26 protein-coding genes and 1 tRNA gene are annotated in these 25,602 nt (G+C 58.4%); 7 read left to right on the top strand and 20 right to left on the bottom strand.

From position 1 onward, the window contains the following. Positions 1–68 precede the first annotated feature (68 nt). Positions 69–1,394, bottom strand: coding sequence for a hypothetical protein (locus DXY10_RS11055; protein ID WP_115019325.1), 1,326 nt, complete (start codon positions 1,392–1,394; stop codon positions 69–71). A gap of 419 nt (positions 1,395–1,813) precedes the next feature. On the opposite strand from DXY10_RS11055, the gene psaA reads away from it, so the two are divergent. From psaA to DXY10_RS11040, 3 genes are all read left to right on the top strand, one after another. After that, entirely contained in the window at positions 1,814–4,117 is a 2,304-nt protein-coding gene (gene psaA, locus DXY10_RS11050) for a photosystem I core protein PsaA (RefSeq protein WP_115019323.1), read from the top strand. Between the two features lie 22 nt (positions 4,118–4,139). Then, entirely contained in the window at positions 4,140–6,356 is a 2,217-nt protein-coding gene (gene psaB / locus DXY10_RS11045; RefSeq protein WP_115019321.1) for a photosystem I core protein PsaB, read from the top strand. A gap of 175 nt (positions 6,357–6,531) precedes the next feature. Next, positions 6,532–6,789, top strand: a complete 258-nt coding sequence (locus DXY10_RS11040; protein ID WP_115019319.1) for a hypothetical protein — start codon at positions 6,532–6,534, stop codon at positions 6,787–6,789. Between the two features lie 212 nt (positions 6,790–7,001). Here DXY10_RS11040 and DXY10_RS11035 read toward each other — a convergent pair whose 3' ends face one another. The 4 genes from DXY10_RS11035 to DXY10_RS11020 form a co-directional block, all read right to left on the bottom strand. Then, complete coding sequence (locus tag DXY10_RS11035) at positions 7,002–8,054, bottom strand: fatty acid desaturase (protein ID WP_115019317.1); 1,053 nt, start codon at positions 8,052–8,054, stop codon at positions 7,002–7,004. Between the two features lie 550 nt (positions 8,055–8,604). Next, a complete protein-coding gene (locus DXY10_RS11030) occupies positions 8,605–11,754 on the bottom strand; it encodes an efflux RND transporter permease subunit (RefSeq protein ID WP_115019372.1) in 3,150 nt (1,049 codons plus the stop codon). Between the two features lie 264 nt (positions 11,755–12,018). Further along, positions 12,019–12,510, bottom strand: coding sequence for a photosystem I reaction center protein subunit XI (locus tag DXY10_RS11025; RefSeq protein WP_115019315.1), 492 nt, complete (start codon positions 12,508–12,510; stop codon positions 12,019–12,021). A gap of 42 nt (positions 12,511–12,552) precedes the next feature. Next, positions 12,553–12,669, bottom strand: a complete 117-nt coding sequence (locus DXY10_RS11020) for a photosystem I reaction center subunit VIII (RefSeq protein ID WP_115019370.1) — start codon at positions 12,667–12,669, stop codon at positions 12,553–12,555. 130 nt (positions 12,670–12,799) lie between these two features. Between DXY10_RS11020 and DXY10_RS11015 the strand changes: the two genes are divergently transcribed. Together DXY10_RS11015 and DXY10_RS14305 are read left to right on the top strand one after the other, a co-directional pair. Continuing rightward, the gene (locus DXY10_RS11015; protein ID WP_115019313.1) at positions 12,800–13,270 is read left to right on the top strand and encodes a HEAT repeat domain-containing protein; all 471 of its coding nucleotides are present in this window, start codon (positions 12,800–12,802) and stop codon (positions 13,268–13,270) included. 351 nt (positions 13,271–13,621) lie between these two features. Continuing rightward, positions 13,622–13,843: a hypothetical protein gene (locus tag DXY10_RS14305; RefSeq protein ID WP_136989184.1), complete on the top strand. Its 222-nt coding sequence runs from the start codon at positions 13,622–13,624 to the stop codon at positions 13,841–13,843. Positions 13,844–13,863: 20 nt separating this feature from the next. Here the strand turns inward: DXY10_RS14305 and DXY10_RS11005 are convergent, their stop codons facing one another. From DXY10_RS11005 to DXY10_RS10995, 3 genes are all read right to left on the bottom strand, one after another. Then, positions 13,864–14,829, bottom strand: a complete 966-nt coding sequence (locus tag DXY10_RS11005) for a glycosyltransferase family 2 protein (RefSeq protein WP_115019309.1) — start codon at positions 14,827–14,829, stop codon at positions 13,864–13,866. Positions 14,830–14,896: 67 nt separating this feature from the next. Next, on the bottom strand, positions 14,897–15,655 hold the full coding sequence (locus DXY10_RS11000) for a hypothetical protein (RefSeq protein WP_244282276.1): 759 nt from the start codon (positions 15,653–15,655) through the stop codon (positions 14,897–14,899). Positions 15,656–15,697: 42 nt separating this feature from the next. Next, positions 15,698–16,429, bottom strand: coding sequence for a C40 family peptidase (locus DXY10_RS10995; protein WP_115019307.1), 732 nt, complete (start codon positions 16,427–16,429; stop codon positions 15,698–15,700). A gap of 17 nt (positions 16,430–16,446) precedes the next feature. Here DXY10_RS10995 and DXY10_RS10990 point away from each other — a divergent pair, with 17 nt between their 5' ends. Then, a complete protein-coding gene (locus DXY10_RS10990) occupies positions 16,447–17,340 on the top strand; it encodes a serine hydrolase (RefSeq protein WP_115019367.1) in 894 nt (297 codons plus the stop codon). A 170-nt stretch (positions 17,341–17,510) separates the two neighbouring features. Here DXY10_RS10990 and DXY10_RS10985 read toward each other — a convergent pair whose 3' ends face one another. From DXY10_RS10985 to alr, 3 genes are all read right to left on the bottom strand, one after another. Then, a complete protein-coding gene (locus DXY10_RS10985; RefSeq protein ID WP_136989182.1) occupies positions 17,511–17,834 on the bottom strand; it encodes a hypothetical protein in 324 nt (107 codons plus the stop codon). Positions 17,835–17,976: 142 nt separating this feature from the next. Beyond that, positions 17,977–18,065: transfer RNA gene (locus DXY10_RS10980), tRNA-Ser, on the bottom strand. A 69-nt stretch (positions 18,066–18,134) separates the two neighbouring features. Next, positions 18,135–19,316: an alanine racemase gene (gene alr, locus DXY10_RS10975; protein WP_115019365.1), complete on the bottom strand. Its 1,182-nt coding sequence runs from the start codon at positions 19,314–19,316 to the stop codon at positions 18,135–18,137. A gap of 73 nt (positions 19,317–19,389) precedes the next feature. Between alr and DXY10_RS10970 the strand changes: the two genes are divergently transcribed. Then, on the top strand, positions 19,390–19,890 hold the full coding sequence (locus tag DXY10_RS10970; protein ID WP_115019363.1) for an HNH endonuclease: 501 nt from the start codon (positions 19,390–19,392) through the stop codon (positions 19,888–19,890). Between the two features lie 27 nt (positions 19,891–19,917). On the opposite strand, the gene prfA is transcribed toward DXY10_RS10970, so the two are convergent. The 9 genes from prfA to rpsM all read right to left on the bottom strand — a co-directional run bounded on the left by prfA (position 19,918) and on the right by rpsM (position 25,559). Further along, complete coding sequence (gene prfA / locus DXY10_RS10965) at positions 19,918–21,012, bottom strand: peptide chain release factor 1 (RefSeq protein WP_115019303.1); 1,095 nt, start codon at positions 21,010–21,012, stop codon at positions 19,918–19,920. Positions 21,013–21,119: 107 nt separating this feature from the next. Next, positions 21,120–21,389, bottom strand: coding sequence for a 50S ribosomal protein L31 (gene rpmE / locus DXY10_RS10960; protein ID WP_115019301.1), 270 nt, complete (start codon positions 21,387–21,389; stop codon positions 21,120–21,122). Positions 21,390–21,398: 9 nt separating this feature from the next. Beyond that, positions 21,399–21,803, bottom strand: coding sequence for a 30S ribosomal protein S9 (gene rpsI / locus DXY10_RS10955; protein WP_115019299.1), 405 nt, complete (start codon positions 21,801–21,803; stop codon positions 21,399–21,401). Then, entirely contained in the window at positions 21,800–22,252 is a 453-nt protein-coding gene (rplM, locus tag DXY10_RS10950; RefSeq protein ID WP_115019361.1) for a 50S ribosomal protein L13, read from the bottom strand. The genes rpsI and rplM overlap by 4 nt, the downstream gene beginning before the upstream one ends. 198 nt (positions 22,253–22,450) lie before the next feature. Further along, on the bottom strand, positions 22,451–23,329 hold the full coding sequence (gene truA / locus DXY10_RS10945; protein ID WP_115019297.1) for a tRNA pseudouridine(38-40) synthase TruA: 879 nt from the start codon (positions 23,327–23,329) through the stop codon (positions 22,451–22,453). 23 nt (positions 23,330–23,352) lie between these two features. Beyond that, a complete protein-coding gene (rplQ, locus tag DXY10_RS10940; RefSeq protein ID WP_115019295.1) occupies positions 23,353–23,703 on the bottom strand; it encodes a 50S ribosomal protein L17 in 351 nt (116 codons plus the stop codon). Positions 23,704–23,738: 35 nt separating this feature from the next. Further along, positions 23,739–24,677, bottom strand: coding sequence for a DNA-directed RNA polymerase subunit alpha (locus tag DXY10_RS10935; RefSeq protein ID WP_115019293.1), 939 nt, complete (start codon positions 24,675–24,677; stop codon positions 23,739–23,741). 46 nt (positions 24,678–24,723) lie between these two features. Continuing rightward, the gene (rpsK, locus tag DXY10_RS10930) at positions 24,724–25,116 is read right to left on the bottom strand and encodes a 30S ribosomal protein S11 (RefSeq protein ID WP_115019291.1); all 393 of its coding nucleotides are present in this window, start codon (positions 25,114–25,116) and stop codon (positions 24,724–24,726) included. 77 nt (positions 25,117–25,193) lie between these two features. Next, the gene (rpsM, locus tag DXY10_RS10925) at positions 25,194–25,559 is read right to left on the bottom strand and encodes a 30S ribosomal protein S13 (protein ID WP_115019289.1); all 366 of its coding nucleotides are present in this window, start codon (positions 25,557–25,559) and stop codon (positions 25,194–25,196) included. Positions 25,560–25,602: the final 43 nt, after the last annotated feature.

Genomic DNA, 25,602 nt, shown 5'->3' with positions numbered 1-25,602 from the left:
GTGTTGCAGGACAGGGTCAACCTCGGAGAGAGGGGGCGTTGCAGCGTTCAGGACAGCAGGCTCGGAAATCAGCGCTGGGGCTCGTCAGTGTTCAACGGCTCCCGATCTGATCCTCCCAGGCTGATGGTGGGTGACTGTTCCTTTTCAGCAGATTTTGTCGGTGGAGGGCTGGTTGGATCGACGATTCCGCTGGCGGAGATCTTGCGATTCGACCGTTCGCTGATTGGGGGCATGGCCTCTGTCATGACCTCTGCCATGGCCGTTGACTGCTCGTCCAGGCTGTCGTTTGTGCCGGAGTTGTTGTCGTTGTCTTCTTCAACCTGAATGGGAACGTCTGTCTCTTCGACCGACTCTTCGACCGATGGCGCTTTGTTGGTGTCCTCCGTTTTGGGCTCGGGTGAGTCGGCCTGCGGCAGCGCTGCTGCAGGCTCCGGCTCAGGGCTAGGAGCTGGGTCGCCCACGAGGCGGGCAACATCGCTTTCGCTCAGTCTTGACTGGAGCCAAGCCGGTTTCTGCCTGGTTCGCGGTGGAATGAAACGCAGTTGGTTGTTGAAGGTTGGATCAATCGGATCTCCAAGACCATCCAGCAGTTCCATCTGAACGATCTCGCTGGCTTCGTTCTGACGGACCCAGATTGCGTCCTGGCGGTCCACCAGGAAACTGTCTCCATTCAGGGTGAGGCGCAGGCGCCAGCGCCCGTCGCCTTCGCGCAGGTTCTGTAATGGTGCATTCCAAATCAGCCAGTCCAGGAGCAGTGGCTGCCCGTTACCAAGCTCGGCGGGGCTAACCATCACCATCCAGGGAGCGTTCCGATCTGGCTGGGTCCCTTTGAGGGGCTGAAATTGATGCAGGCGCCAGTTCAGGCTGGCGCCTGGCTCCTTCACGGCTTCTCCCCACGGATAGGCGGCATATGCACTCAGGCGATGGCTGCCAGGAGTAAGAGCCGGCAGGGTTGCCTTCACCGTGAGACCTGCTCCGGAGCTTGTTTCGCCACTGCTGAAACGAAGCGGGGGCTCGTTGTCGATCTGGAGAGCGATGTGGGGGCCAAGGCCCAGGTCAGGATCGCTGACCAGTGGCCAGTCCTCGACCTCCACAACCAGTTCCAGTTCCTTGCTGCTCAGAACGGCACCGTCCTGCGGGTTTTTGAGCGTCAGCCTGGGGTGATGACCGTCCAGACGGCTGCGCAGCTGCTGGACGCCACCTGGTGCTGTGACTTCCTGCAGCCCGCCTTTAGGTCCCTCGGGTGTTACGACTCGCCTGGGGCGATTGTTGACGGTGCGATCCCCCCAGGCGATGGCTGGAATATCAAGGGCGGATGCAGGTGCCACACCGATCAAAATGATCAGCGCGGTGAGCAGGATTGCGATGGCATGGCGGCGTGCCAACGTGCCCATGGAGGCTGCAGCAGTTCAGAAGCATTCTGAACAATCCATCCGCTGACCCAGCGCGCCTCAAGTTTTGTGTTAATGGGATTCAAAAAAGCAGTTCTTAATTGTTATTGATTCCTCCAAAATGTCTGCACTGGGCTGTTAGTCGCTCTCTGGCAGACCCCCTGTCCCCACTGGGGCGCTGACGGATTGAACCTTTGTAACTCCCCTGGCCAGAGGGTCGACATTCGCCTCTATGCTTCCGCCAGCGGTCCCCTCTTTGGGGCCCAATGCTCCAGTGAGAGTCGGGAGGCCTTTCTCCCGAAAACCACTGGCGCCCGGATGCTGTGAGGCTTTGCCGAGCTACATCCGGGGCCCCGATGAGCCTTCCGGTTTATCGGAGGGGTGGCCCACCACCTCGATCCCGTCCCTCGAGGAACGACTCGATGACCAAAAGCCCACCAGAGCGTGGGAGCACTCGCAAGAGCAAATTTGTCAAGGTCGACAACCCTGCGACCTTTGAACTGTTCGGTAAGCCCGGACATTTCGACAGATCTCTTGCGAAAGGTCCCAAAACCACCACCTGGGTTTGGAACCTCCACGCCAACGCTCACGATTTCGACTCACACACGAGCGACCTCCAAGAGGTTTCTCGCAGAATCTTCAGTGCACACTTCGGCCATCTGGCCGTGGTGTTCATTTGGCTGAGCGGCGCCTTCTTCCATGGGGCCCGCTTCTCCAACTATTCCGGCTGGCTTGCCGACCCCACTCACGTGAAGCCCAGTGCTCAGGTGGTGTGGCCGGTGTTCGGTCAGGAAATTCTCAACGGTGACATGGGTGCCGGGCATCAAGGCATCCAGATCACCTCAGGCCTCTTCCAGATGTGGCGTGCCTGGGGCATCACGACTGAAACTCAGTTGATGGCCCTGGCAATCGGCGCTCTGGTGATGGCTGGCCTCATGCTGAATGCAGGCGTCTTCCACTACCACAAGGCAGCTCCAAAGCTGGAGTGGTTCCAAGATGCCGAGGCCATGCTGAACCACCACCTGGCGGTTCTGTTCGGTCTGGGTTCCTTGTCATGGGCGGGTCACCTGATCCATGTCTCGGCTCCCACCACCAAGCTGATGGATGCCATTGATGCCGGCCAACCGCTGGTCCTGAATGGCAAGACCATCGCCTCTGTGGCGGACATCCCTCTGCCTCACGAATTTTTCAACCAGGATCTCCTGGCTCAGCTTTATCCAGGAATCGGCTCCGGCATCGGTGCCTTCTTTAGCGGTAACTGGGCTGCCTACGGCGACTTCCTCACCTTCAAGGGTGGTCTCAACCCTGTGACTGGAAGCCTGTGGATGACCGACATCGCGCATCACCATTTGGCGATTGCCGTGATGTTCATCGTTGCTGGTCACATGTACCGCAACAACTACGGCATCGGGCACTCCATTAAGGAGATCCACGAAGCGCATCAGGGAGATCCTCTGCTCTTCCCTGCAAGCAACGGCCATAAAGGTATCTACGAGTTCATGACGAACTCCTGGCATGCCCAGCTGGCTGTGAACCTTGCAATGGGTGGCTCGGTTTGCATCGTTGTTGCCCAGCACATGTACGCGATGCCTCCGTATCCGTACATCGGTATCGATTACCCGACTCAGATCGGTCTGTTCACCCATCACATGTGGATTGGTGGCTTTCTGATCGTTGGTGGTGCAGCTCACGCTGCAATCGCCATGGTTCGTGACTACGACCCCGCACAGCATGTGGACAACGTGCTTGACCGGGTGCTCAAGGCTCGCGATGCCATCATCAGCCACCTCAACTGGGTGTGCATCTGGCTCGGCGCTCACAGCTTCGGCCTGTATGTCCACAACGACACCATGCGTGCTCTGGGTCGCCCCCAGGACATGTTCAGTGACTCCGCAATCCAGCTGAGGCCTGTCTTTGCTCAATGGATCCAGGGCCTTCATGGCGCTGCAGCCGGAAGCACCGCTCCTAACGCTCTTGCTGGCGTCAGTGAAGTGTTCGACGGTTCCGTTGTGGCCATTGGTGGCAAGGTCGCCGCTGCCCCGATTCCTCTGGGCACCGCTGACTTCATGGTCCACCACATCCATGCCTTCACGATTCACGTGACGGTTCTGATCCTGCTGAAGGGTGTCCTGTACGCCCGTAATTCACGTCTGGTTCCCGATAAGGCGAACCTGGGCTTCCGCTTCCCTTGCGATGGTCCTGGTCGTGGCGGCACCTGTCAGGTGTCTGCTTGGGACCACGTGTTCCTGGGTCTGTTCTGGATGTACAACTCCCTCTCCGTCGTGATCTTCCACTTCTCTTGGAAGATGCAAAGCGATGTGTGGGGCACGGTGAATGCTGATGGCTCTGTCCAACACATCACCAACGGCAATTTTGCCAACAGCGCCATCACGATTAATGGCTGGCTGCGTGACTTCCTGTGGGCTCAGGCCGCACAGGTGATCAACAGCTATGGCTCCAACACCAGCGCCTATGGCCTGATGTTCCTTGGAGCTCACTTCGTCTGGGCCTTCAGCCTGATGTTCCTGTTCAGCGGCCGCGGCTACTGGCAAGAGCTTATTGAGTCCATTGTTTGGGCTCACAACAAGCTGAAAGTGGCTCCGGCCATCCAGCCCCGTGCGCTGTCCATCACCCAGGGCCGTGCTGTGGGTGTCGCTCACTATCTTCTGGGCGGCATCGCGACCACGTGGGCCTTCTTCCACGCCCACATCCTTGTGGTCGGCTGACCTCTCCTGACCTTTCCCTCTAATGGCAACGAAATTTCCTTCGTTTAGCCAGGGTCTGGCACAGGACCCGACAACCCGCCGCATTTGGTACGGGATCGCCACGGCTCACGATTTCGAGAGCCATGACGGAATGACGGAGGAGAAGCTTTATCAAAAGCTCTTCTCCACCCATTTCGGGCATCTCGCCATCATTGGCCTCTGGGTTTCGGGAAACCTGTTCCATATCGCCTGGCAGGGCAACTTCGAGCAGTGGGTCGCCGACCCGCTGCACGTGCGCCCCATCGCTCACGCAATTTGGGATCCCCACTTCGGTCAAGGCGCCATTGACGCCTTCACTCAGGCGGGTGCTTCCTCCCCAGTGAACATTGCCTACTCAGGCCTGTATCACTGGTTCTACACAATCGGCATGACCACCAATGCCGAGTTGTATCAGGGATCCATCTTCATGATGATCCTGTCGGCATGGGCACTCTTTGCCGGCTGGTTGCATTTGCAGCCCAAGTTCCGTCCATCCCTGGCTTGGTTCAAGAACGCTGAATCACGCCTCAACCATCACCTCGCCGTTCTCTTCGGCTTCAGCTCGATTGCCTGGACCGGTCACCTGGTTCACGTGGCCATCCCTGAGTCACGCGGTCAGCACGTTGGTTGGGACAACTTCCTGAATGTTCTGCCTCACCCGGCAGGTCTTCAGCCGTTCTTCACCGGCAACTGGGGTGTGTATGCCCAGAACCCTGACTCCACAGGTCAGATTTTCGGCACCGCCGAAGGTTCTGGAACTGCGATTCTCACCTTCCTGGGTGGTTTCCACCCCCAGACGGAAGCCCTCTGGCTCACAGACATCGCGCATCACCATCTGGCCATCGGTTGCATTTTCGTGATCGCAGGTCACATGTACCGCACCAATTTTGGTATCGGTCATTCCATCCGCGAAATCCACGAAGCGCACAACCCACCCAAGGGAACCCCTGGTGACCTGGGCGCTGGCCACAAGGGTCTGTACGACACCCTGAACAACAGCCTGCACTTCCAGCTTGGCCTCGCCTTGGCCTCCCTTGGCGTTGTCACCAGCTTGGTGGCGCAGCACATGTACTCGATGCCCTCGTATGCCTTCATCGCGAAGGACTACACAACCCAGGCAGCGCTGTACACCCACCACCAGTACATCGCCATCTTCCTGATGTGCGGTGCCTTCGCTCACGGCGCGATCTTCTTCATCCGTGACTACGACCCCGAAGCCAACAAGGACAACGTCCTGGCTCGGATGCTCGAGCACAAGGAAGCGATCATCAGCCATCTGAGTTGGGTCACCCTGTTCCTCGGTTTCCACACCCTGGGCCTCTACGTCCATAACGACGTGGTTGTTGCCTTCGGTACTCCTGAGAAGCAGATCCTTGTTGAGCCCGTCTTCGCCCAGTTCGTCCAAGCCGCTTCCGGCAAGATGATCTATGGCTTTGATGTGTTCCTCGCCAATGCCTCCAGCTCTGCAACCCTGGCGTCGCAGAACATCCCTGGAGAGCACTATTGGATGGACGCCATCAATGGCGGTGCGAACGATCTGTTCCTGCAGATCGGTCCTGGTGACTTCCTGGTGCATCATGCGATCGCACTGGGTCTGCACACCACCACCCTCATCCTGGTGAAGGGCGCGCTTGATGCCCGTGGCTCCAAGCTGATGCCCGATAAGAAGGACTTCGGTTACTCCTTCCCTTGCGACGGCCCTGGCCGTGGCGGCACCTGCGACATCTCTGCCTGGGACGCCTTCTACCTGGCCGTCTTCTGGGCCTTGAATACAGCCGGTTGGCTCACCTTCTACTGGCATTGGAAGCACCTCGCCATTTGGCAGGGCAACGTTGCTCAGTTCAATGAGTCCAGCACTTATCTGATGGGCTGGTTCCGCGATTATCTGTGGCTGAACAGCTCACAGCTGATCAACGGTTACAACCCCTTCGGCAGCAACAACCTCGCTGTTTGGTCTTGGATGTTCCTGTTCGGTCACCTTGTGTGGGCGACAGGATTCATGTTCCTGATCTCCTGGCGTGGTTACTGGCAGGAGCTGATTGAGACCATCGTCTGGGCTCATCAGCGCAGCCCCATCGCCAACATGATGGGCTGGCGCGACAAGCCTGTCGCTCTGTCCATCGTTCAGGCCCGTGTTGTGGGACTCTCCCACTTCACTGTTGGCTACGTACTCACGTACGCCGCATTCCTGATCGCCTCAACATCTGGCAAGTTCGGCTGATTCGTTAGCCACCTGCTCGATTCTTCAAGAGTCGTTCCTTGGCCCCGTCCGGTTTTCCGGGCGGGGTTTTTCATTGATGTCTCTATGACCTCTTTGTCTGATTGCTTGGCACTCACCCTGCAAGGGTTGATGAGATAAGGGCGCGCAAGTTTGGCGATCTGATTCCCCTTGCCTGGTGCGTAGGAGGTCGGGCACTGGCGAAGCCTGCGCGATCCGCTGCAGCCTCGATCGCACCCTCAGTTCTGTTTGTGCGTCTGCATCGGCAGTTGAGGGCTGGGCTCCTGCAGTCCGTCTGGGCAGCGTTTCGTTGTCGCTGCCATCGTTCTTCTTTGCTGCGACTCGTGCTGAACTGTTCAATGCCTGCCTTGGACCGGCTCGTTCAACTCGGGGAGGCTTGCTGCTCTGCTCTCAGGCCCTGGGTGCTCAGGGATGAATCCACGCGTTCAAGGCATTCAATAAGGCTGCATCCGACTTGAGCACTTCATTCTGTTGGTTGTTCAGCCCTGAACTGCGATGCATTCACTCAGTCACGCTGGTATGGCTGATGCCAAGAATGTCATCAGCATGCAGTCCTATGGCTGATGATCGAGCCTCGTCGTGTTGACGCTGCCTTTCAGCCGATAGGACTCACCCAAATGGCTCTGGTCAGTGTGTTGGTGAAGTGAGTTCGAGTTGGTTGCGATCCCAAAGGATCAATGAAAAACACGTTCCAATCTCTTCCAGGTACAGGTACCGGACGCTATCCAATAAATGAAGGTTGGCCAGATGGCACTGCTTTAAGCGATAGTTCGGTATCCGCTCAGAGAGGTGGTGAATATGGTGGTAAGCAATGTCAGCGGTGAACCAATTCAACACAGCAGGGAGTTGGAGGAAGGAAGATCCTTCAATTGCGCCCTTGAAATAGCTCCAGTTCTCTTCTCCGCTGGTGTATGAATCAGGGAAATTATGCTGGATGAAGAATACCGCAATCATCAGTGCTGCACTGCATGCCATGACGGGGGCATAGAGGGCCCAGAAGTGCCAATGGCCAATGCTGCTGCCGATCCACCACCAGAGCAACGCTACGCATAATGTATTTGCAATCGTATCGATCACCTCCCCACGTGTATAGAAAAAGCTTGATTGATGATTTCTGATGATCTTCTCAGGAGAGACCCACCTGCCGCTTGTGGCCATCGTATAAATGCTTTTGATTGCATGCAGCACAAACTCGGCAAAGCCGAGCAGAAGTGCCATTCTTGGTTTGATGATCAGATAGAAAAATCCACCAGGAAATAGTAATAGAGGGTGGCGGAGAATTCTGTAGATGAATTTGGCTCGGTTTGATTTCGCTTCGTATTCTTGGCGTGTGATCAGTGCCGATGGGCCGCGGTAGCGATCCCAATTGCCATTGTGTTGGTGGTGAAATGCGTGCCCTCGTGACCAGGGGTGTTGAGGCATGCCGTGGATCAGGCTCAGGCCAAAGGCTGCGATGCGGTTGGCTTGTTTGGAGCGAAATAAGCTCTGATGGCCGCAGTCATGCATGAGCGAAAAGCTTCTGCTCAATAGCAGAACCAGAAGGATCACAAGAACTGGTGTCAGCACCAATGCCTGCATGTTGAAAGACTGGGTGACGGACCCAATTGCCATGGCCACCGCGATGATTGGTGCCACGGTGCTGAAAATTTGCCAGAGAGCAATGCGATCGTCGCTCGCCATATAGGGGGTGAGATCGAAGTCGATCCGCCTTGGAGCTGTCGATATCGAAGGTTGCGAGCTAGTCGTCGTCAAGCGGTTCTCGCCTCAATACTGGTGCCTCTACGGACACGGCCCGTGAATCTATTCGGCTTGGTCGTGATACGTCGAATCTTTTTGGCCCGAGTCCGACTGATGAAAGCTGCTTTTGCTGATCAGCCGGTTGATTGGAGTGGCGATGGATCGCTTGGGTGTGGATGGAGCCTTCCAACCCCAAACCATCACAGTTGGTTTTGGGGTTGTCTCAGACCCCCTGGCCTCGCTGGTTTGTCGTCTTGCTTGTGCAGGCTGAGGGCATGAGTGGATGCCACCTGCGGAGCGCCTCAATGGGCTGGAACATGGGCTGCTCTCCCAGAAGAGATTCCCATCATGTGGTCTCCTTGCCTGCGAAACACTTCGCAGCAGCCTGGGAAGCTGCTGTCGCTGGTGGCTCACTCGATCGGTGATGCCTGCCGATCCTGCTTACTGCTCGTCGTTTCAGCCTGGGATGGTCGGTTGCGTGCAGTTCCAGTCTTCAAGGGCTTTCCCCCGTGCCTCTGATCCAGCCCTGAAGGCCCAATCCATCCCGTTGCTTCAGGAGCAGATACATCGACGGCACCACAAACAGCGATAGCAGCGTGGACACCAACAAGCCACTGAAGACAACCGTACCGATACTGATACGACTGGCGGATCCACTGCCGCTGGCCAGAAGCAGAGGCACAAAGCCAGCAAGAGAGGTGATGGCTGTCAGGAGGATCGGACGCATGCGTTCCTCTGCGGCGTCAGTAATCGCTTCAAGGAGGGGGCGTCCCGCGCGCAGCCTCTGATTGGCAAATTCAATAATCAGGATGCCGTTTTTGGCTGCAAGGCTAATCAGCACGAGCAGCCCCATCTGCGCGAATACATCCAGAGGAAGGCCCCGCACACTGAGGCCGGCTAGGGCCCCCATCAATGCGATCGGCACCGTGAGCAAAATCACCAGTGGATCAAGAAAGCTTTCGTATAGGCCCGCGAGCAGCAGATAGACCACCACAACACTGAGGCCGAAGAAGGCCCATGTCATCCCCTCGGCATTCCGCTCCTCTGCTGCCAGTCCTGTAAAGGCCAGCCCAATGTTGCCGCCGCCGAGCTGTTCGCCTGCTTCTTCGAGCAGGGTGATCGCCTGACCGCTGCTGATCCCGCTGGCTGGAACTGCACTCACAGAGATGGACCGATTCAAGGCGAAGTGATCGATCGATGCAGTCGCTTCGCCCAGTCTCAAGGCTGCGACGTTTGACGCGCTGACCAGCTTGCCGTCATTCGTGCGCAGCATTAGGGATCGGATGTCTTCCGGATTACTGCGGTCTCGGCCTTCCAGTTGCAGCCAAATGCTGCGGATTTCCCCATCGGCGAACGTATCGTCGAGATATCGCCCTCCGATGGCAGTGCCGATCGCATTCAATGTTTCTCTGTAAGGAAGATTGAGCGCCGCCATCTGGTCCCGATCCAGTTCGAGAATCCAGCGCGAGGAGCTCGCATCAAAACGAGTTCCCACGCGCTCAAACTTTCCACTGTCTCGTGCGATGCGGATGAACTGATCAGCGACTTGTTCGAATTGGGGAAGGCTCAGTTGTCCCCCGCTGCGATCCAGCAGTTGAACCGTCAGTGCTGAATCCCCGCTGAATCCTCCCACTGTTGGTGGTGTGAACAGCACCACCCTCGCCGCTTTGATGCTCTGATTGAGGGCTGATTGCAATCGTCTTTTGATGGCCTGATCGCTCTGGCTTTCACCATTCCTCCGATCGAGTGATCGCAGCCTTAGGAAAAAGGAGCCTTTGTCTTCACCGCTTTGGCCAAAGGAACTTCCGGCATAGAAATTACCTGAACGAATCAATGGTTCTTTGCTAATCACTTCTCGAATTTCGTTCATTGTGGAAATACTTCGTTCCAGACTTGCTCCTTCAGGCAGGCTGAAATAACCACGAATCTGGCCTTGATCTTCATTCGGGATGAATGCAGTAGGCATCGTTTTCAAGCTGATCGCTGTGATCACTAGGCAAACGAGCAACACAGCCCCCATTACCTGGGGCCGAGCCAGTACGCGACGAAGACTCTTGGAATATTGCAATTCGGTCTTCTTCATCCAGGTGCGCAGACGATTGCTCACGCTTTGGATTGGCCCTGGGAGCCGTCCGCGTCCAGAACGGAGCACCCTTGCCGAGGCCATCGGCGTGAAGGTCAGAGCGTTCAGGGTTGAGAACAGGATCGCCCCGGTGACGGCAATGGCGATTGGCTGATAGAGACGTCCGATGGAACCAGGTATCAGCCAAATCGGGACAAACACTGCGGCCAGCACAAGCGACGTGGCTACAACCGCCCCGGATAACTCCTCCATCGCTTGTTCCGCTGCCTCGAGCGGTGGATCTCCCTTTTCAATGCGATCGGCGATCTCTTCACTCACCACGATCGCGTCATCGACCACGATCCCTGTGGCTAGCACCAACCCAAACAAGATCAGGCTGTTGATGTTGGACCCGCTCAGTCGAACCAGAAGAATGCTGCCCATCAAGGAGATCGGTACGGTGATCCCTGGGACCATGGCCAGACGCCATCGACCGAGAAACAACACCAGCACGATCAACACCAGGATCACCGCATCGCGAAGGGTCCCAAGCGTGCGGTCAAGATTGGCCTGAATCGTGTCGGCTCGATCCACGATCATCTGCATCGTGATCCCTGGTGGAAAACCCTTTTCCAGGCGTTCGAGGGTCGTCTGTATGGCGCGACTGAGCTGCAAGGCATTGGCACCATCACGTTGCCAGATGCCAACGGCGATAGACCTCTCCCCCTGGAGGTTTATCGCCGCTCGTCCATAACTGCGTTGTCCAAGCGCGACCCGTCCGACATCGCGGAGACGCATCAGCCCCCCATTCGGCAATCTCTGAATCACCATCGCTTCGAGTTCCCACTGGCTGCGCAGTCGCCCATCGGCATCCACGGGAAGAGACAGCAGCTGACCAGCTGGAGCCGGTGCACTGCCGATTGATCCAATGGCCGCCAGAACGTTTTGCTCCGCTAAAGCTCGACTCACGTCGGTCACGGTGAGATGGGCCTGCTCGAGTTTCTGGGGATCAAGCCAGAGGCGATAGGCCAGCTCGCTACTCCCGAACACGCGCACTTCTCCAATGCCAGGAAGCGTGCGCAGCGACTCACGCAGGGATTTCTCAACCCAACCGGGTAGAAATGTGGAGACGTACTGATCGCCTGGATGGCTAAATCCAATGATCATCAGTAGATCATTGGAGGACCTGTTCACGCTCAGCCCTTGGCGTGTCACTGCCTGAGGCAAACGTCGTATCGCCAGATTGACTTCGTTCTGGACTTTGATCGCGTTGAGCTGTGGATCGCCCTCTTTGAAGCGCAAGCTGATCCTTGACTGACCTTGGCTGCTTGTGGACTGGATGCTGTCGAGTCCATCGAGGCCGTTGAGCTGCTGTTCCAGAACGGTGGTAACGCTCTGTTCAACAACTTCTGGAGAGGCAGATGGGAACCTCGCTCTCACGCTCACCTGGGTGGGTGCGAGTTCGGGTAGATCTTCCAGGCCAAGACCGACGAGAGACACCAGACCGGTGAGCAACACAAGCAGCGTGCACACCACTGTCAGGACAGGTCTCTTGAGAAATGGTTGGGATACGGATCTCAAGTGACCGGCAAACGGTAGAAACAAGACCAGATCCTGGCAGAGGAGCTGTGTCGATGGAGTGGGTTTCCGAGCTGCCTTGCCTGGATTTAGTTGGAGATGTCTTGACTTTTTTTATTGATTAGTCTGCTTATATTGGCGAACTTTGTTGATTGGAATGATTGGAGGATTGCAAAGAAAAAGCCTGGGGCAAAAGAGAATGCCCCAGGCTTTTGTTTGTTTGATTGCTCAAATGGTAGGGACGCTCTGCCCCTCTTGTTGGCTGATTCAGCCGACGCTCCAAACGCCAGCTGCAATTTTCACCAAATCTTGGACATGCAGGGTGTCGCACAGCAGCCAAGCGAAGACTGCGCCGCCACATCCGCCAAGCCAGAAGCCACTGGTGAATTCAGCCCAGCCATTTCTGGTGAAAAGGTCGGCAGGAGGATTCTCTACCGTGACATCTGAAGGAGGAATGTTGGGATGCTTGCCTGGCTGGTTGTAGAGAAGAAACAGCAGGGTAAGTAGGTGAACAGCACCAATGGCAGCAAGGAGGCCGGCTGTTTGTGCGTAGTCGGTATTGCGCAGGGGGCCACAAATTGTGTAGGGGCCATACAGCAAATAGCCAAAGGCTGCGCCGGTTTCGATTCCGCGGAAGTTGGGAGTAATCCCTTGGCGATACAGCGGCAGGTTATTGATGAGCCACTTCATGAAGTAGCCGCTGTTGACAGGTGTTGAAAGGTCGCCGACGCAAGGGTCGGCAGCGGGAGTGACGGTCATTGGAGATTGGTGGCTGGTTAAGGAACTTCTGACGAGTTGTCCTTATTCGGCTGCGGTAATAACCCGACCGACGAGGACGATGAAAACAGCTGGGAAAACAATTCCGATGATTGGCACGAACACCACAGGCAGCCACGCTGCTGCAAAGTCTCCAGTCATGATCAGGCCCAAAGCATCGATACGATTTTAGAGTCCTAGAGTCAATGGGCCTCCCTGAGGCTTTCCCGGCGACATAAAAGTTCAATCCCCGTTTCACGTTGGTCGGGGTTGCCCCTTCCCGTTTGGTCTGATGTCTCAGTTCTTCGTCGGTGGCGTTGCCTTCATTCTTGCTTTCGTCCTCTACTCCCTCGGAAGGCGTCCAAGCAAACCGTTTCTGCGTAGTACGGATGTGTCGAGCGTCGCGGCCCTCAACCGTGCTCAGGTGGAGCTTGTTCAGGCGGCAGTGGCAGAGGCAGAGGCAGAGGCTTCATCAGCTGAGTTGGCATGGCAGCTACCCATGACCACAGGCCAGGCCCTCGGCCTTAAGCAGCAACTGCACAAGGCGATGAACGGTGGCCCGGATGAGCGCCTTGAGGCTGTGGTCCTTGCGGGTCGCTGGGGCGATCAGTCGATTCTTCCCTTGCTGCGGCGAGGCCTCAGGGATGCTGACAGTCGTGTGATGGAGGCTGCTGCTGTTGCAATGGCTCATCAGCGTGGTGCCACCCGTGTGGCGCCCTCTCCAGCGATCTCTCTTCCTCCTAACGCTTCAAAGACTCTCTAGGTCCCTTCCTCGCTGATGAGTGCTGCGCATGGGCCCATCAAGCTCCATTGAGGTTGTTCGCTCAGACGTTGCGCTCCTGGACTGAACCTGATGCCAAGTCGACCTGTTAAGTGGTGCCCGAACCACAGAGAGCGTTTTCTCTTTGTGGTTCTTCGTTGTGGGATTTGGTTGATTGGCTTCGGTTATTTGTGGATGGAGGCCCGTGAGGTTGTCGCGACACGACAGATCACTAATTTGGCTGTCTTTGCATTGTTGTTTGCGCTGGCCAGCTATCAGCAGAGCACGAGTCGTTGGTTTTTTGCGATCAGAAGAAAAGATGTTGCATTGACCTGTGCTCATGCGTCCAATTGGATGTTTCTTGCTTCCCTGATGGCGGTTGGTGATGCCGCGCAAGATGTTTTTATCGCTTCTCTGGTGAGTGCTGGCAGCTACGCATCCTTGCTGCCAGTTCTGTTTGCAATCGGCTGGGTCTGCAATCTCTTTGCAGTGCTTCTGGCCCTCTGGTCAATGGAGATTTACTTGCCTGTGGTGTTCACCAACCTGGCGATCAAGCAGATTCCCTCTGATGAGTAGCGGAGTCTGCCTGAGGCGACTCAATCGCCTCGCAATGTTTCGCGGATGCGGTAAATCGGCCGATCCTGACTTTCGTGATAGGTGCGGATCAACAGCTCGGCTAACAGTCCGAAGCAGAACAGTTGAATCCCCGCCAAGCCGAGCACGACTGCCAGGGTCATCAGTGGACGATGGCCAATGTCATCTCCCATCAGCTTGATCACGAGCAGATAGGTGCTGGCGATCAGGCTTGTGGCAATTGCCACGAGACCTGCGAAGCCGAACACGTACATCGGCCGGGTCAGGAATCGCTTCATGAACCAAACGGTGAGGAGGTCCATCAGCACGCGGAATGTGCGGTCGATGCCGTATTTGCTGCTTCCGTACTGACGGGCACGGTGATTGACTTTCACCTCCGTAATCCTGGCGCCTTCGATGAAGGCCAGTGCAGGAAGGAATCGATGAAGCTCGCCATACAGGCGCATGTCGGAGAGCACTTCACGTCGGTAGGCCTTGAGCGAGCAGCCGTAGTCGTGGAGTCGTACACCCGTCACCCGACCAATGAGCCGGTTGGCGATCTTGGATGGAAGCTTCCGCTGCAGGGCTGCATCTTGGCGTTGATGGCGCCAGCCGCTGACGAGGTCGTAGCCCTCTCGCAATGTGGCCAGCAACTTGGGAATGTCGGCGGGGTCGTTCTGCAGATCGCCATCGAGGCTGACGATGATCTCGCCACGGGCGACGTCAAAACCAGCGGCCATGGCGGCTGTTTGTCCATAGTTCTTGCGCAGAAGCACGCCCACGAGCTCGGGCACCTCAGCGCTGAGGCGTTCAAGTACCTCAGCAGTTCGATCGCTGGAGCCATCGTTCACCAGCACCAGTTCAAAGCTTTCGCCGGTTGGGTGCAGAGCCTTCAGAAGCTGTTCCACCAGTTCCGGCAGACTCTCCTCCTCGTTATAGAGAGGCACCACCACGGAGAGATTGAGTGTGGTCGCAGGGGTGGGGGCCATCCCATTGTTGGATCAGTCACAGCAACCTAGGCCCACGGGGCAGAGCTCAAGGATGCATTGGAGCTTCTCACCAAGTGCTGTTGCGCCGGTAGATGGTTTGCGTGCCCAGCATCCTCTTTGTGCCGTTAGGACAGACCCCTTCCCGTTCAACTTTGTAGTACCCGTGGTTGCATTGGCTCAGTGGTGTGCGTGAACTGGAGTATTTCTCCCCTGGGCAATAGGCGTCTTCATTGATCGAACGGAAATCGCGATATCTCACGCGGTCTTCAGTCGTCACGTAGAGCATGGCGGAGCCCTCTTTGGGGAGGGCTGCGTTGGCTGCCCGAGTCACTCTCCAGCGGAACTGGTTCGCTCCGGGTTGCACTGAGAGGAAGCTGCCATGCTGTTTGGAGCCGAGGCTGATCCAGAAGCGCTCTGACTTGCTGCGACCACCGTCGTATTCACGATCGGTGTATCCGCCGGTGCGGCTGTTGCGGATCACGATCCGCTGCTTACTTGCCGGGGGAGTGGATGCCAGGAAGCTGATTCCCTTGACTGGATTCACGCTTTCCCCAGGACAATCTCCCTGAAAGATGGTTCTCACAAGAGTCAGCTGCTGGATCGGCTGACTGTGCTGCAGAAAGTGGCCGCTGGCAGCGTATCCACTGCTGGGAAGGCTCTGAGCTGGATAGCCAGTCGGTGGATAGCCAGCCGGTGGAAGCCCCTGGGCTGGGACGCCACCAGGGATGTACTTTCCTGCTAAATCGATGCTCTGGGCAGATCCGCCTGGTGGGCTAAAGCTCGACTGGGCGAGAAGGCTGCTTGCAAGCAGGGAGAGCGGATCCATGGTGCGTCGGCTTGTCCTGCCAACCATCTTGCTGTGTGTTCGCTAAGGCAGCGTGCTGCCGTCATGGCAGCGTTCCACTCGGCCCGCACCTCTTAGTTCGTTGCGGTAGTGACAGGCCACTGGGTGTTGATCACGGGGGTCGATGCTGTCTCTGCCGATGCCGTTCCTGCCGTGGTCCCGGCCGGAGCTGTGCCAGTAGCGCCCTCCCCCCTGATGGATGGCCACATGGGTGCAGCGCTTGGCTGTGCCAAAGAAGAGCAAATCCCCCGGACGAAGGAGGTGGCTTTGTCCAGGTTGTACGGCAATGGGGGTGCAGAAGCGCTCTTGCTGATAGGCGTCGCGTGGCAACCAGATTCCCTGGCTCGCGAAAGCGCTCTGCACAAGACCCGAACAGTCCAGGTCTGGGCCGAGGGTCCCCCCCCAGAGGTAGCTGTTGTGTCTCCCGGCAGCCATGGCGACCCAGTCCAGAACTGCGGGAAGACGGGCCGCGATGGTGCGACTGTCGAAAAGAATCGGGCGCCAAAAACGGGTGGCTGTGGCCTGCCCCATCAGGTCGACCACTGCCAGCCAGCAGGGATAGCCGTCTTCCAGTAGACGCACTCGCACGCGGCCGTGATCCGGCCAGTTGAGGACCTGGAAGCATCGGCCTGCTGCAGCTTGCGTCGTCAGGTTTGACCCTGCAAAACGGGCATAGCCGTTCACGCCGGAGTCGAGGACCCAGAGACTTCCGGGATGGAGAAGTTCAGGAGCCAGAGGGGTGCCTAGGGTCGGCATTGTCAGATGCCAGTGCCATGGCGTTCTACCGTCCCGACCAGGTTATGCAGGAGTACCTGGCGGCTCAGCTCAAGCGCTTGGCGTCCCATGGTTGTGACGGCCTTCTTGAGCAGCTTGCTCTGACCTGGGTGCGTTACGACCGATCGGATCCGACCACAGGGAGTGGCTACGGGGCGGCGTGGGGAGATCAACGACTGATCTATCCCGCCAGTGTGGTCAAGCTGGTTTACGCCATGGCCGTTGAGGCCTGGCTTCAGCAGGATCTGATACCAGAAGAGCCGGAGTTGCGCCGAGCCATGCGCGACATGATTGCTGACTCAAGCAATGACGCCACAGGGCTGCTTGTGGATCTGCTCACTGGCACGACCAGTGGTCCATCCCTGCATGGGGAGGCCTGGCGTCTCTGGCAACGTCAGCGCCGGTTGGTGAATGATTGGTTGCTGAAGTTCGGCTGGCCGGAACTGGAGCACGTCAATTGTTGTCAGAAAACTTGGGGGGACGGACCCTACGGCCGGGACCGTGATTCTTACGGCCCCAGCCTCGACAATCGCAATGCCCTCAGCACATCAGCCACCGCCAGAATGCTCGAGGCGGTGATGACCGATGGGGTGTTGTCCCCTCCGGCTTGCAAGCGGCTGCGCGATCTGCTGCTGCGCTCTCTCGACTTGCAGGAGCGGTCTCGTGACCCTGAGAATCAGGTGGATGGCTTCCTGGGGGCAGGGTTACCAGAAGGCAGCTGCTTGTGGAGTAAGGCCGGTTGGATGAGTCAGGCCCGCCATGATGCGGCGTGGTGGATCCCTCCCGAAGGCGAGCCCACACTGTTGGTGGTGTTCACCGAAGGTGCTGATTGCGCCCGTGATGAAGATCTGCTCCCGGAGCTGGCCCAACAGCTGGCTGCATTTCGGTGCTGAGCAATCGTTGCTCTCGTTTGGCGTCCAATCCATCCAAACAGGTGCTCTCACTCATGCGGAAGCATCTGCACGCTGCTTAGAACTAAGTGATCCCCAAGGAGGCCGCCACCCTCGGATCGCAAAAAGAGGTCTCAAGGGCAAGGGGTGGTCGCAACCACCCCTTCTTCATTTCAAGGCTTGGGCTTGTGTTTGGGTTCGTCGCTCGGTGGCCCAATCCGGCTCTCAAGAGCTTCCACCCGGTGAATGAGCACCTCAAAGGCATGCACGAATTCCCGGTCGTCGCATTCGAGCCGCTCAATGCGTTCGATCAGCTCGCTTGTGGTTTCCTCTGGCAGAGGAACCGGGGATGGCGGCATCGAGTGTCCGGGCCCATGCAGCACGGCACCTTGGCTGGCCACGTAAAGATCAACGAGCTGGTCGAGAACCTGTTGAGACTGCAACCCCTGCTCGCGGCAGAGAGTCTTGAAACGCTTGCGGGATGGAGACTGGAACAACGATCTGCGGGATTGGGAGAATCCCCGAGAGGGAACAGATGGACAGGGGCACCGCACGTTTGGGCAGTGACGCTGAGCCAGCTCTGAGAGAAAGGCATCAACGGATTTGGAGGTCGGATGACCTCCACAACCCTCAGTGCAACGGAGAGGGAGGGATTCGAACCCTCGACAGAAGTTGCCTCCTGTAACTCCTTAGCAGGGAGCCGCTTTCAACCACTCAGCCACCTCTCCAGCGGCCTGCACACCTTACCAAGCAGTTGCCCATTCTCGGCAGCTGCTTGGGCCAAACAGGGCCTGCGCTCAGACCGTCACCCTAGGTAGGCGATGCTTGAAGCTGCACAGCACTTCCCAGGGGATGGAATCGCTGAGGCTGCTCCAGAGTCTGGGGCTGATGCACTGATCACCATCGCGACCGAGCAGGGTCACCACATCACCGGCCTCCAGATTGGGTTGATCGGTGGCATCAAGGATCAGTTGATCCATGGTGATGGCCCCAACTTGAGGCAAGGGCTTGCCGTTGGAGAGGGCGGTGATCTTCCCAGACAGGCAGCGACTCACCCCATCGGCATAGCCGATGCCCACCACGGCCAATCGGCTCGGTCGTGCCGTGACGAAGCGATGCCCGTAGCTCACCCCAACTCCTGCTTGAACATCCCGGATCAAGGTGACGCGCGCTTTCACTCCCATCGCTGGCTCAAGAGACACGACTGACTCCAAATGGTCGCTGGGACTGTGGCCGTACAGAGCCAGCCCGACACGTACTAGATCGTGATGCAGGCTCGGATCGCGCAGGGTGCCAGCCGAATTGGCGAGATGAAGCAAGGCGCCTGAGGCAGGCAGGGCCCGAAGCACCTGCTCGAAACGTTGCTGCTGTAGGCGGGTGACCCGATCTCCCTCTCCATCGCTGCCACCATCGGCCATGGCCAGGTGGCTATAGATGCCGTTCAATGTCAGTTGGTCTAGCTGGGTGATCGCCTCGGTTAGACGGGGTGCATCCTCCCAGGCACAGCCAAGCCTGCTCATGCCCGTGTCGAGCTTGAGCTGCACGGGGAAGCGACGACCACTGCCATCGGCGAGGTTCTGGCAGAGCAAGGCCTCTCGCATGCTGCTCAGGGTGGGCATCAATTGCCAGTGGAGGCAGGCCCTTAGCTCGTCAGCCTGATGAAGATTGCCCAACACCAGGATGGGTTGATCAAGCCCTGCTCGACGCAGCTCGATGCCCTCCTGAAGTGTGGCCACTCCGAACTGTTCCGCACCTCCCTCCACCGCAGCTCTGGCCACGGTGGAGGCCCCATGGCCGTAGCCGTCCGCCTTCACCACGGCCATCAGCGCGCACTTTGGATCAAGCAGTCGCCGCAGCGCCCGCGCGTTGCTCTCGATTGCAGTCGGGGAGACCTCCAGCCAGGCTCGCTGTCGCGGGTCCAGCTGCCTCTGGTCATCCAGGCCTGATGCCTCCTGACCGCTGCTGATCAGATCACGCATGGAGCCAAGGTCGCGCTGGGCACGGAACAATCCGTGGATTGCCCGTAGCATGCCTTGGAATCAGCGGGCTGGCATGGTCCAGGTTCTCGTTCTCAATGCGTCCTATGAGCCGCTCAATATCACCACCTGGCGCCGTGCCACCGTGATGATGTTGAAGGGAAAGGCAGAGGGGCTCGAGCATGACCCCAACCATTGCCTCCGCGGAGATTTCCATGTGCCAACGGTGATCCGTCTGCGCCAGTACGTGCATGTGCCCTTCCGCCAGCTCGCTCTCACCCGCCGGAACCTCTTCCACCGCGACAATCACTGTTGTCAGTACTGCGGTTGTCGAGGTGGTCAGCTCTCGATTGACCATGTGCTGCCTCGCAGCCGCGGCGGTGGCGACCTCTGGGAAAACGTGACCACTGCCTGCCTTCGCTGCAATGTTCGCAAGGGCAACCGCACTCCACAGGAGGCCAACATGCCGCTGCGGCGTGAGCCGCATCGACCCATGGGGCACCTCAGCTTTGAAGCCAGACGCCAGATTGATTCAGGCCAACGGGCCGACTGGGCCAAATATGTGATTGGGGCATAACCCTGGCTGACTCCGTCGACGGCTGACTCAGTCGACATCGTCGCTGAGCGATTCGAGTTTTGCCCGCTGTTCCTCGGCGATACAGGCTCCAATCACATCGTCCATTTGACCCTCGAGTACGGGGTCAAGGCTGAAGTTGCGGCCGAGTCGGTGATCGGTCACCCGATTGTCCTTGGCGTTGTAAGTGCGGATCTTCTCACTGCGGTCACCAGTGCCGACCTGGGCGCGACGGGCTGAACTCTCCTTGGCGTTGGCTTCCGCCAGCTGCCTTTCATAAAGCTTGGCGCGCAGAATCTCCAAGGCACGCTCGCGGTTTTGCAGTTGAGAGCGCTCCTGGGTACAGAACACGCGGATGCCGCTGGGTTTGTGCAGAAGGTCTACGGCTGTTTCCACCTTGTTGACGTTCTGGCCACCTGCGCCGCCGGATCGGGCGGTGCTGATCTCTAGATCAGTTGGATCGATCTGCACCTCGACAGGATCCGCTTCTGGCATCACTGCCACGGTGGCCGTTGAGGTGTGAACACGGCCCTGGGATTCGGTGGCCGGTACCCTCTGCACGCGGTGTACTCCCGCTTCAAATTTCAATTGGCTGAACACCGCGTCGCCCTTCACGGAGAGAATCAGTTCGCGGTAACCACCGAGATCCGCCGCACTGGCGCTGACAGGCTGCACGTTCCATCCCTGGCGGCTGCCATAGCGTTCATACATGCGCGCCAGATGACCGGCCCAAAGGCAGGCTTCATCACCTCCTGCTCCGGCTCTGATCTCGAGCATGACGCTGCGTTCGTCGCGGGGATCACTAGGGAGCAGTGCCAGTGTCACCTTCCGAACGAGGGCGTCTTGCGTCAGCGTCAGTTCCTGGATCTCCTGTCGGACCAGCTCCTCCATGGCCTCATCCCCTCGGCTTTCTCTCAGCAACGCTTCCGCCTGTTGGAGTTCTTCGTCCACCTGCTGCAGGCTCTGGTAGTCCTGCACGAGGGGTTCCAATCTGGAGCGTTCGCGGGCAATCGCCTGGAGTCTCTTGGGATCGGAGGCCACGTCTGGATCCGCCAGTTGCCGTTCCAGAGTGTGAAAACTCGTCGTGGCTGCTTCCAGCCGGCTGATCAGGGTTGCGATCTCCATCCCCTTCGGCACGCAGTGATCAAAAAACAACCCCAGTCGCAGAGTGGTCTCCGCGACTGGGGGCAAGAGGGTCAGACAAGCGAGTCAGACCGTTGCTTGGAGCAATTTCAGGCTTCGGTCTTTGCGGCGTCACTCTTGGCGGCTTTCTTCTCGCCTGCGGCTTCACCTGCACCGCCCATGCCGTACTTGCGCATGAAACGGTCCACACGTCCCTCGGTGTCGAGGATCTTCTGGGTGCCGGTGAAGAAGGGGTGGTTCCCGCTCCAGACGTCGACATGGATCTCGGGCTGGGTGGAGCCAGTGGTCATCACCACCTCTCCGTTGCAAATGACCTTGGCATCGGGATACCAGGTGGGGTGAATGTCGGGCTTAGGCATGACAGAAGATCAGCGCTTGGAGAACTGAGGAGCTTTGCGGGCTTTCTTGAGGCCGTACTTGCGGCGTTCCTTGGCGCGCGGGTCGCGGCTGAGGTGGCCTTCGGTTTTCAAGGGCTTGCGGTTGTCGGCAGACAGCTCACAAAGCGCACGGGCTGCGCCCTGCTTGATGGCATCCGCCTGGCCGGTGAGACCGCCACCACGCACATTGACCAGGACGTCGTACTCGGTAATCAGGCCCAGAGTCTGAAGAGGAGCTTTGACAGCTGCGATGTAGGCGGGGTTGTAGTTCAGGTAATTGTCACCAGGGCGCCCGTTGATGGTGATCGTGCCATTGCCGGGCACGAGGCGAACACGCGCGACAGAGGTCTTACGGCGACCAGTGCCCCAGTAGACGACGGAATTGTTGGTGCTCATTTGGCGGAAGCGGCGGGATCGAGCTGGAGGGGCTGGGGCTGCTGGGCGGCATGAGGATGCTCGCTGCCCTTGTAGACCTTGAGCTTGCGGAACAGCTGGCGTCCTAGGGCGTTATGAGGAAGCATGCCTTTGATGGCTTTTTCCACGATCCGCTCGGGCAGACGCTCCTGCAGATGCTCGAAGGTTTCAACCTTCATTCCGCCCGGGCGACCGGAATGGCGGCGGTACAGCTTTTGCTGGGGCTTGTTGCCGCTGACGCGAATTTTGTCAGCGTTCACCACGATGACGAAATCGCCGGTGTCGAGGTGGGGGGTGAAGCTGGCCTTGTTCTTGCCACGCAACACAGAAGCGACCTCGGTGGCCAAACGGCCAAGGGTCTGATTCTCAGCGTCCACCAGATACCACTGGCGTTCGATTGAATCGATTGAGGGAACGGATGTCTTGTTCATCGCGCCGGCATGCCGGTTCGGGTATGCCCCACCTGAGCTGGCGGAGCTGGGCAAAAAGGATCGGCCGCAGAGTGCGTCCTGATCAAAGCTCAATGGATGAGCTTACCTCGTCGTGGGTCTCACCCTGGTGGGAAATAAGACTCTGGAGGGAGCGGAACGGGCCGATCTGGCCGGCGCATGACTGCATCCGGCATGGTGTCAGTCTGTTTTCGGCAACGCTGGCGGATCCGGTGGGGGATCCTGCGATGCCAGAAAATACCGCGGCTGGCAATCGTACCACCCGCCTTTCGTAAAGATGGACTCCCCATAACCAGCGCGAAGAAGGCAGAGACCTTGCGCAGGGGCGGCATCCTTCACTTCATTGCGCCGCCGCTCTCGCCAGCGCCTTTCGAAGGTCTCCAAGGTGAGCCGCTGCTCGCCTAAAGCCACGAGTTGCCCCATGAGCAGACGCACCATGCCGTAGAGAAATCCACTGGCCTGGATCTCGACGTTCACGAGGTCTCCTTGGCGCTCCAGGCTCACCTCCTGAATGGTGGTGCGCGCATGGGCTCGTCGGCTGCCGGCGCGCATAAAGGCGCTGAAATCATGGAGTCCCAGCAGGCCCTCAAGCGCCTCGGTCATTAAGCCATCGTTCAGCTTCCTCTGATAGCGATGCCAGCTCCACGGGGCCAGGAACAGATTCGGCCGTCGGCCGTTGTACACGGTGTAGCGGTAGCGCCTATACGTGGCTGAATAACAGGCATGCCAGGAGAGAGGCCGTTCCACTGCCTCGCGTACCCGGATGCTTCCTGGTAGACGACCATTCAGGGCTGGCGCCCAACGCCAGGCTGGAATTGGACCGCAACAATCAAAATGCACCACTTGCCCGGCTGCGTGAACGCCAGCGTCGGTGCGCCCGGCGGCAAACGTCTGCACGGGACGATGGGGGTCTAATTGGCAGATGGCATCTTCCAAAACGGCCTGCACGCTGTTGCCCTGCCGTTGTCGCTGCCAGCCACAAAATGCGGAACCCTCGTACTGCAGGCTGAGGGCAATCCGTCGAAGTGACGGCGCCTCAGCTGCAGACGAGGGCTCCATACTGATCAGGACTCAGGCCCGATTCAGACCAATTCAATAATGGCCATTTCGGCGTTGTCGCCACGACGGGGCACCGTGCGTGTGATGCGGGTGTATCCACCTTTGCGATCGCCGTAGCGGTCTTGAGCCTTGTCAAACAGGGTGTGAACCAGCTGCTTGTCGTAGATGTAGCCGATAGCCCGGCGCCGGGCGGCCAAGCTGCCGTCCTTGGCCAGGGTGATCATCCGCTCGGCTTCGTCACGCAGCGCCTTGGCACGAGCTTTGGTGGTGGTCACACGACCTTCGCGGATCAACTGGGTCGTCAGGCCGCGAAGCATGGCCTTGCGTTGGTCAGCCGGACGGCCTAGCTGAGGAACTCGACATTGGTGACGCATGGTTCTGGCAGACGCGGGGTGTAAAGAACGAAAAATCAGGCGCTCGTGCGGCTCTGGGGAATCGAGATGCCGATGCGCTCGAGGGCTTCGATTACCTCATCGGCTGACTTGGAACCGAAGTTCTTGATCTCCAGCAAGTCCTCATAGCTGAAGCCCATCAGATCGGAGACGGAATTGACCTGTGCACGCTTCAGGCAGTTGTAGGCACGAACGGACAGGTTGAGCTCTTCAAGGGGAATCTGGGCTTCCGCCGAAGGCTCGGGTTCCAGGCCGGGCTCTTCCACCATCGTGACAGTGGCAAGAGGCTGGAAGAGCTCAATCAGCTGATTGGCTGCCTCAGCGATGGCGTCATCGGGTGTGATCGAGCCGTCGGTCACCACCTCCATGCGCAAGCGTTCACGAGCAGAGCCACCCTCGGCAACAGCCGTTTCATCGATGGTGAAATTCACTCGATGCACGGGCATGAACACAGCATCGATCTGAAGAAGATCAATGGCGCTGGTGTCTTCACTGTGTCGATCGACCGGGCGATAACCAATGCCGCGCTCGACATGGACCTCAAGCTCGAGGCTATGGCCGTCGCTCACCGTGGCGATGGTGCGGTCGGGATCAACCACCTGCACTTGAGAGGAGAACTGCAGATCGCGAGCCTTGACCTCAGAGGGACCAGCAACGACCAGGCGTCCGATTTCGAGTTCAGCTGAGCGGCTATTGACGCTCACCTGCTTGCAGTTGAGCAGGATGTCGAGAACGTCTTCACGCACTCCAGGCACAGTGGCGTACTCGTGATTGACGCCGGCGATTCGCACGGCGGTCACGGCACTGCCTTCAAGGCCACCCATGAGCACACGACGTAGGGAGTTCCCCAACGTGGTGGCTTGACCGCGCTCCAGCGGACCGATGAGGAACACGCCGGTTTGGGCGCGATCATCAGCGATCTGATGCTCGATACGGTCGATCTGGTATTGCAGCACGATCTGAAGCGGGGTTAAGGGGGAGAATCCAGTGGGCCGTTGCGAATTAGACGCGACGGCGCTTGGAGCGGCGGCAGCCGTTGTGGGGCAGTGGCGTGACGTCGCGAATCAGGGTGATTTCCAGGCCTGCGACTTGGAGAGCACGGATTGCGGTTTCACGGCCGGAGCCCGGACCACGGACAAGCACTTCAATCTGGCGCATGCCTTGCTCAAGCGCACGGCGGGCGGCTGCTTCTGCAGCTGTTTGAGCAGCAAAGGGGGTGCCTTTGCGAGCACCTTTGAAGCCGCTGGCACCGGCGGACGACCAGGAGATCACTTCTCCAGTGGTATCGGTGATTGAGACGATCGTGTTGTTGAACGTGCTCTGAATGTGGGCAACGCCGTTGGGAACGTTGCGTTTGGCCTTTTTGGGGCCAGATTTTTTAGCGGTCTTGGCCATGAACGGGGGCCTTAAGGCAGTGAAAAGGGGACGATCGAAGCTGACGCTGGCTCGCCTCTAGGGCGATGTGGCACGCCTTACTTCTTCTTGCCGGCCACGGTTTTGCGGGCGCCGCGACGGGTGCGGGCGTTCGTGCGGGTGCGTTGGCCGCGAACTGGAAGGCTCATGCGGTGCCGACGACCACGCAGGCAACCAATGTCCTGCAGACGCTTGAGGGCCATGCCCTCCTGACGACGTAGGTCACCTTCGATGGTGAAGGCTTCAGTGGCTCCGCGCAGCTTTTGCACATCACCATCTTCCAGATCCTTGACTCTGGTGTCTGGGTTGACACCGGTCTTGGACAGGATGGTGCGGGCCCGGGTGGGACCGATTCCGTAGATGTAGGTGAGGGCGACTTCAACCCGCTTATCGCGGGGAATGTCGACACCAGCAATCCTTGCCACTGAGCAAACAATCGAGGGGGGACAGGTACCACCTAACGGTGGC

Source organism: Synechococcus sp. UW140 (genome assembly GCF_900474295.1).
GTDB lineage: Bacteria > Cyanobacteriota > Cyanobacteriia > PCC-6307 > Cyanobiaceae > Synechococcus_C.
The sequence above is the reverse complement of the archived record's forward strand: the minus strand, read 5'-3'. Positions and strand labels throughout refer to the sequence as shown.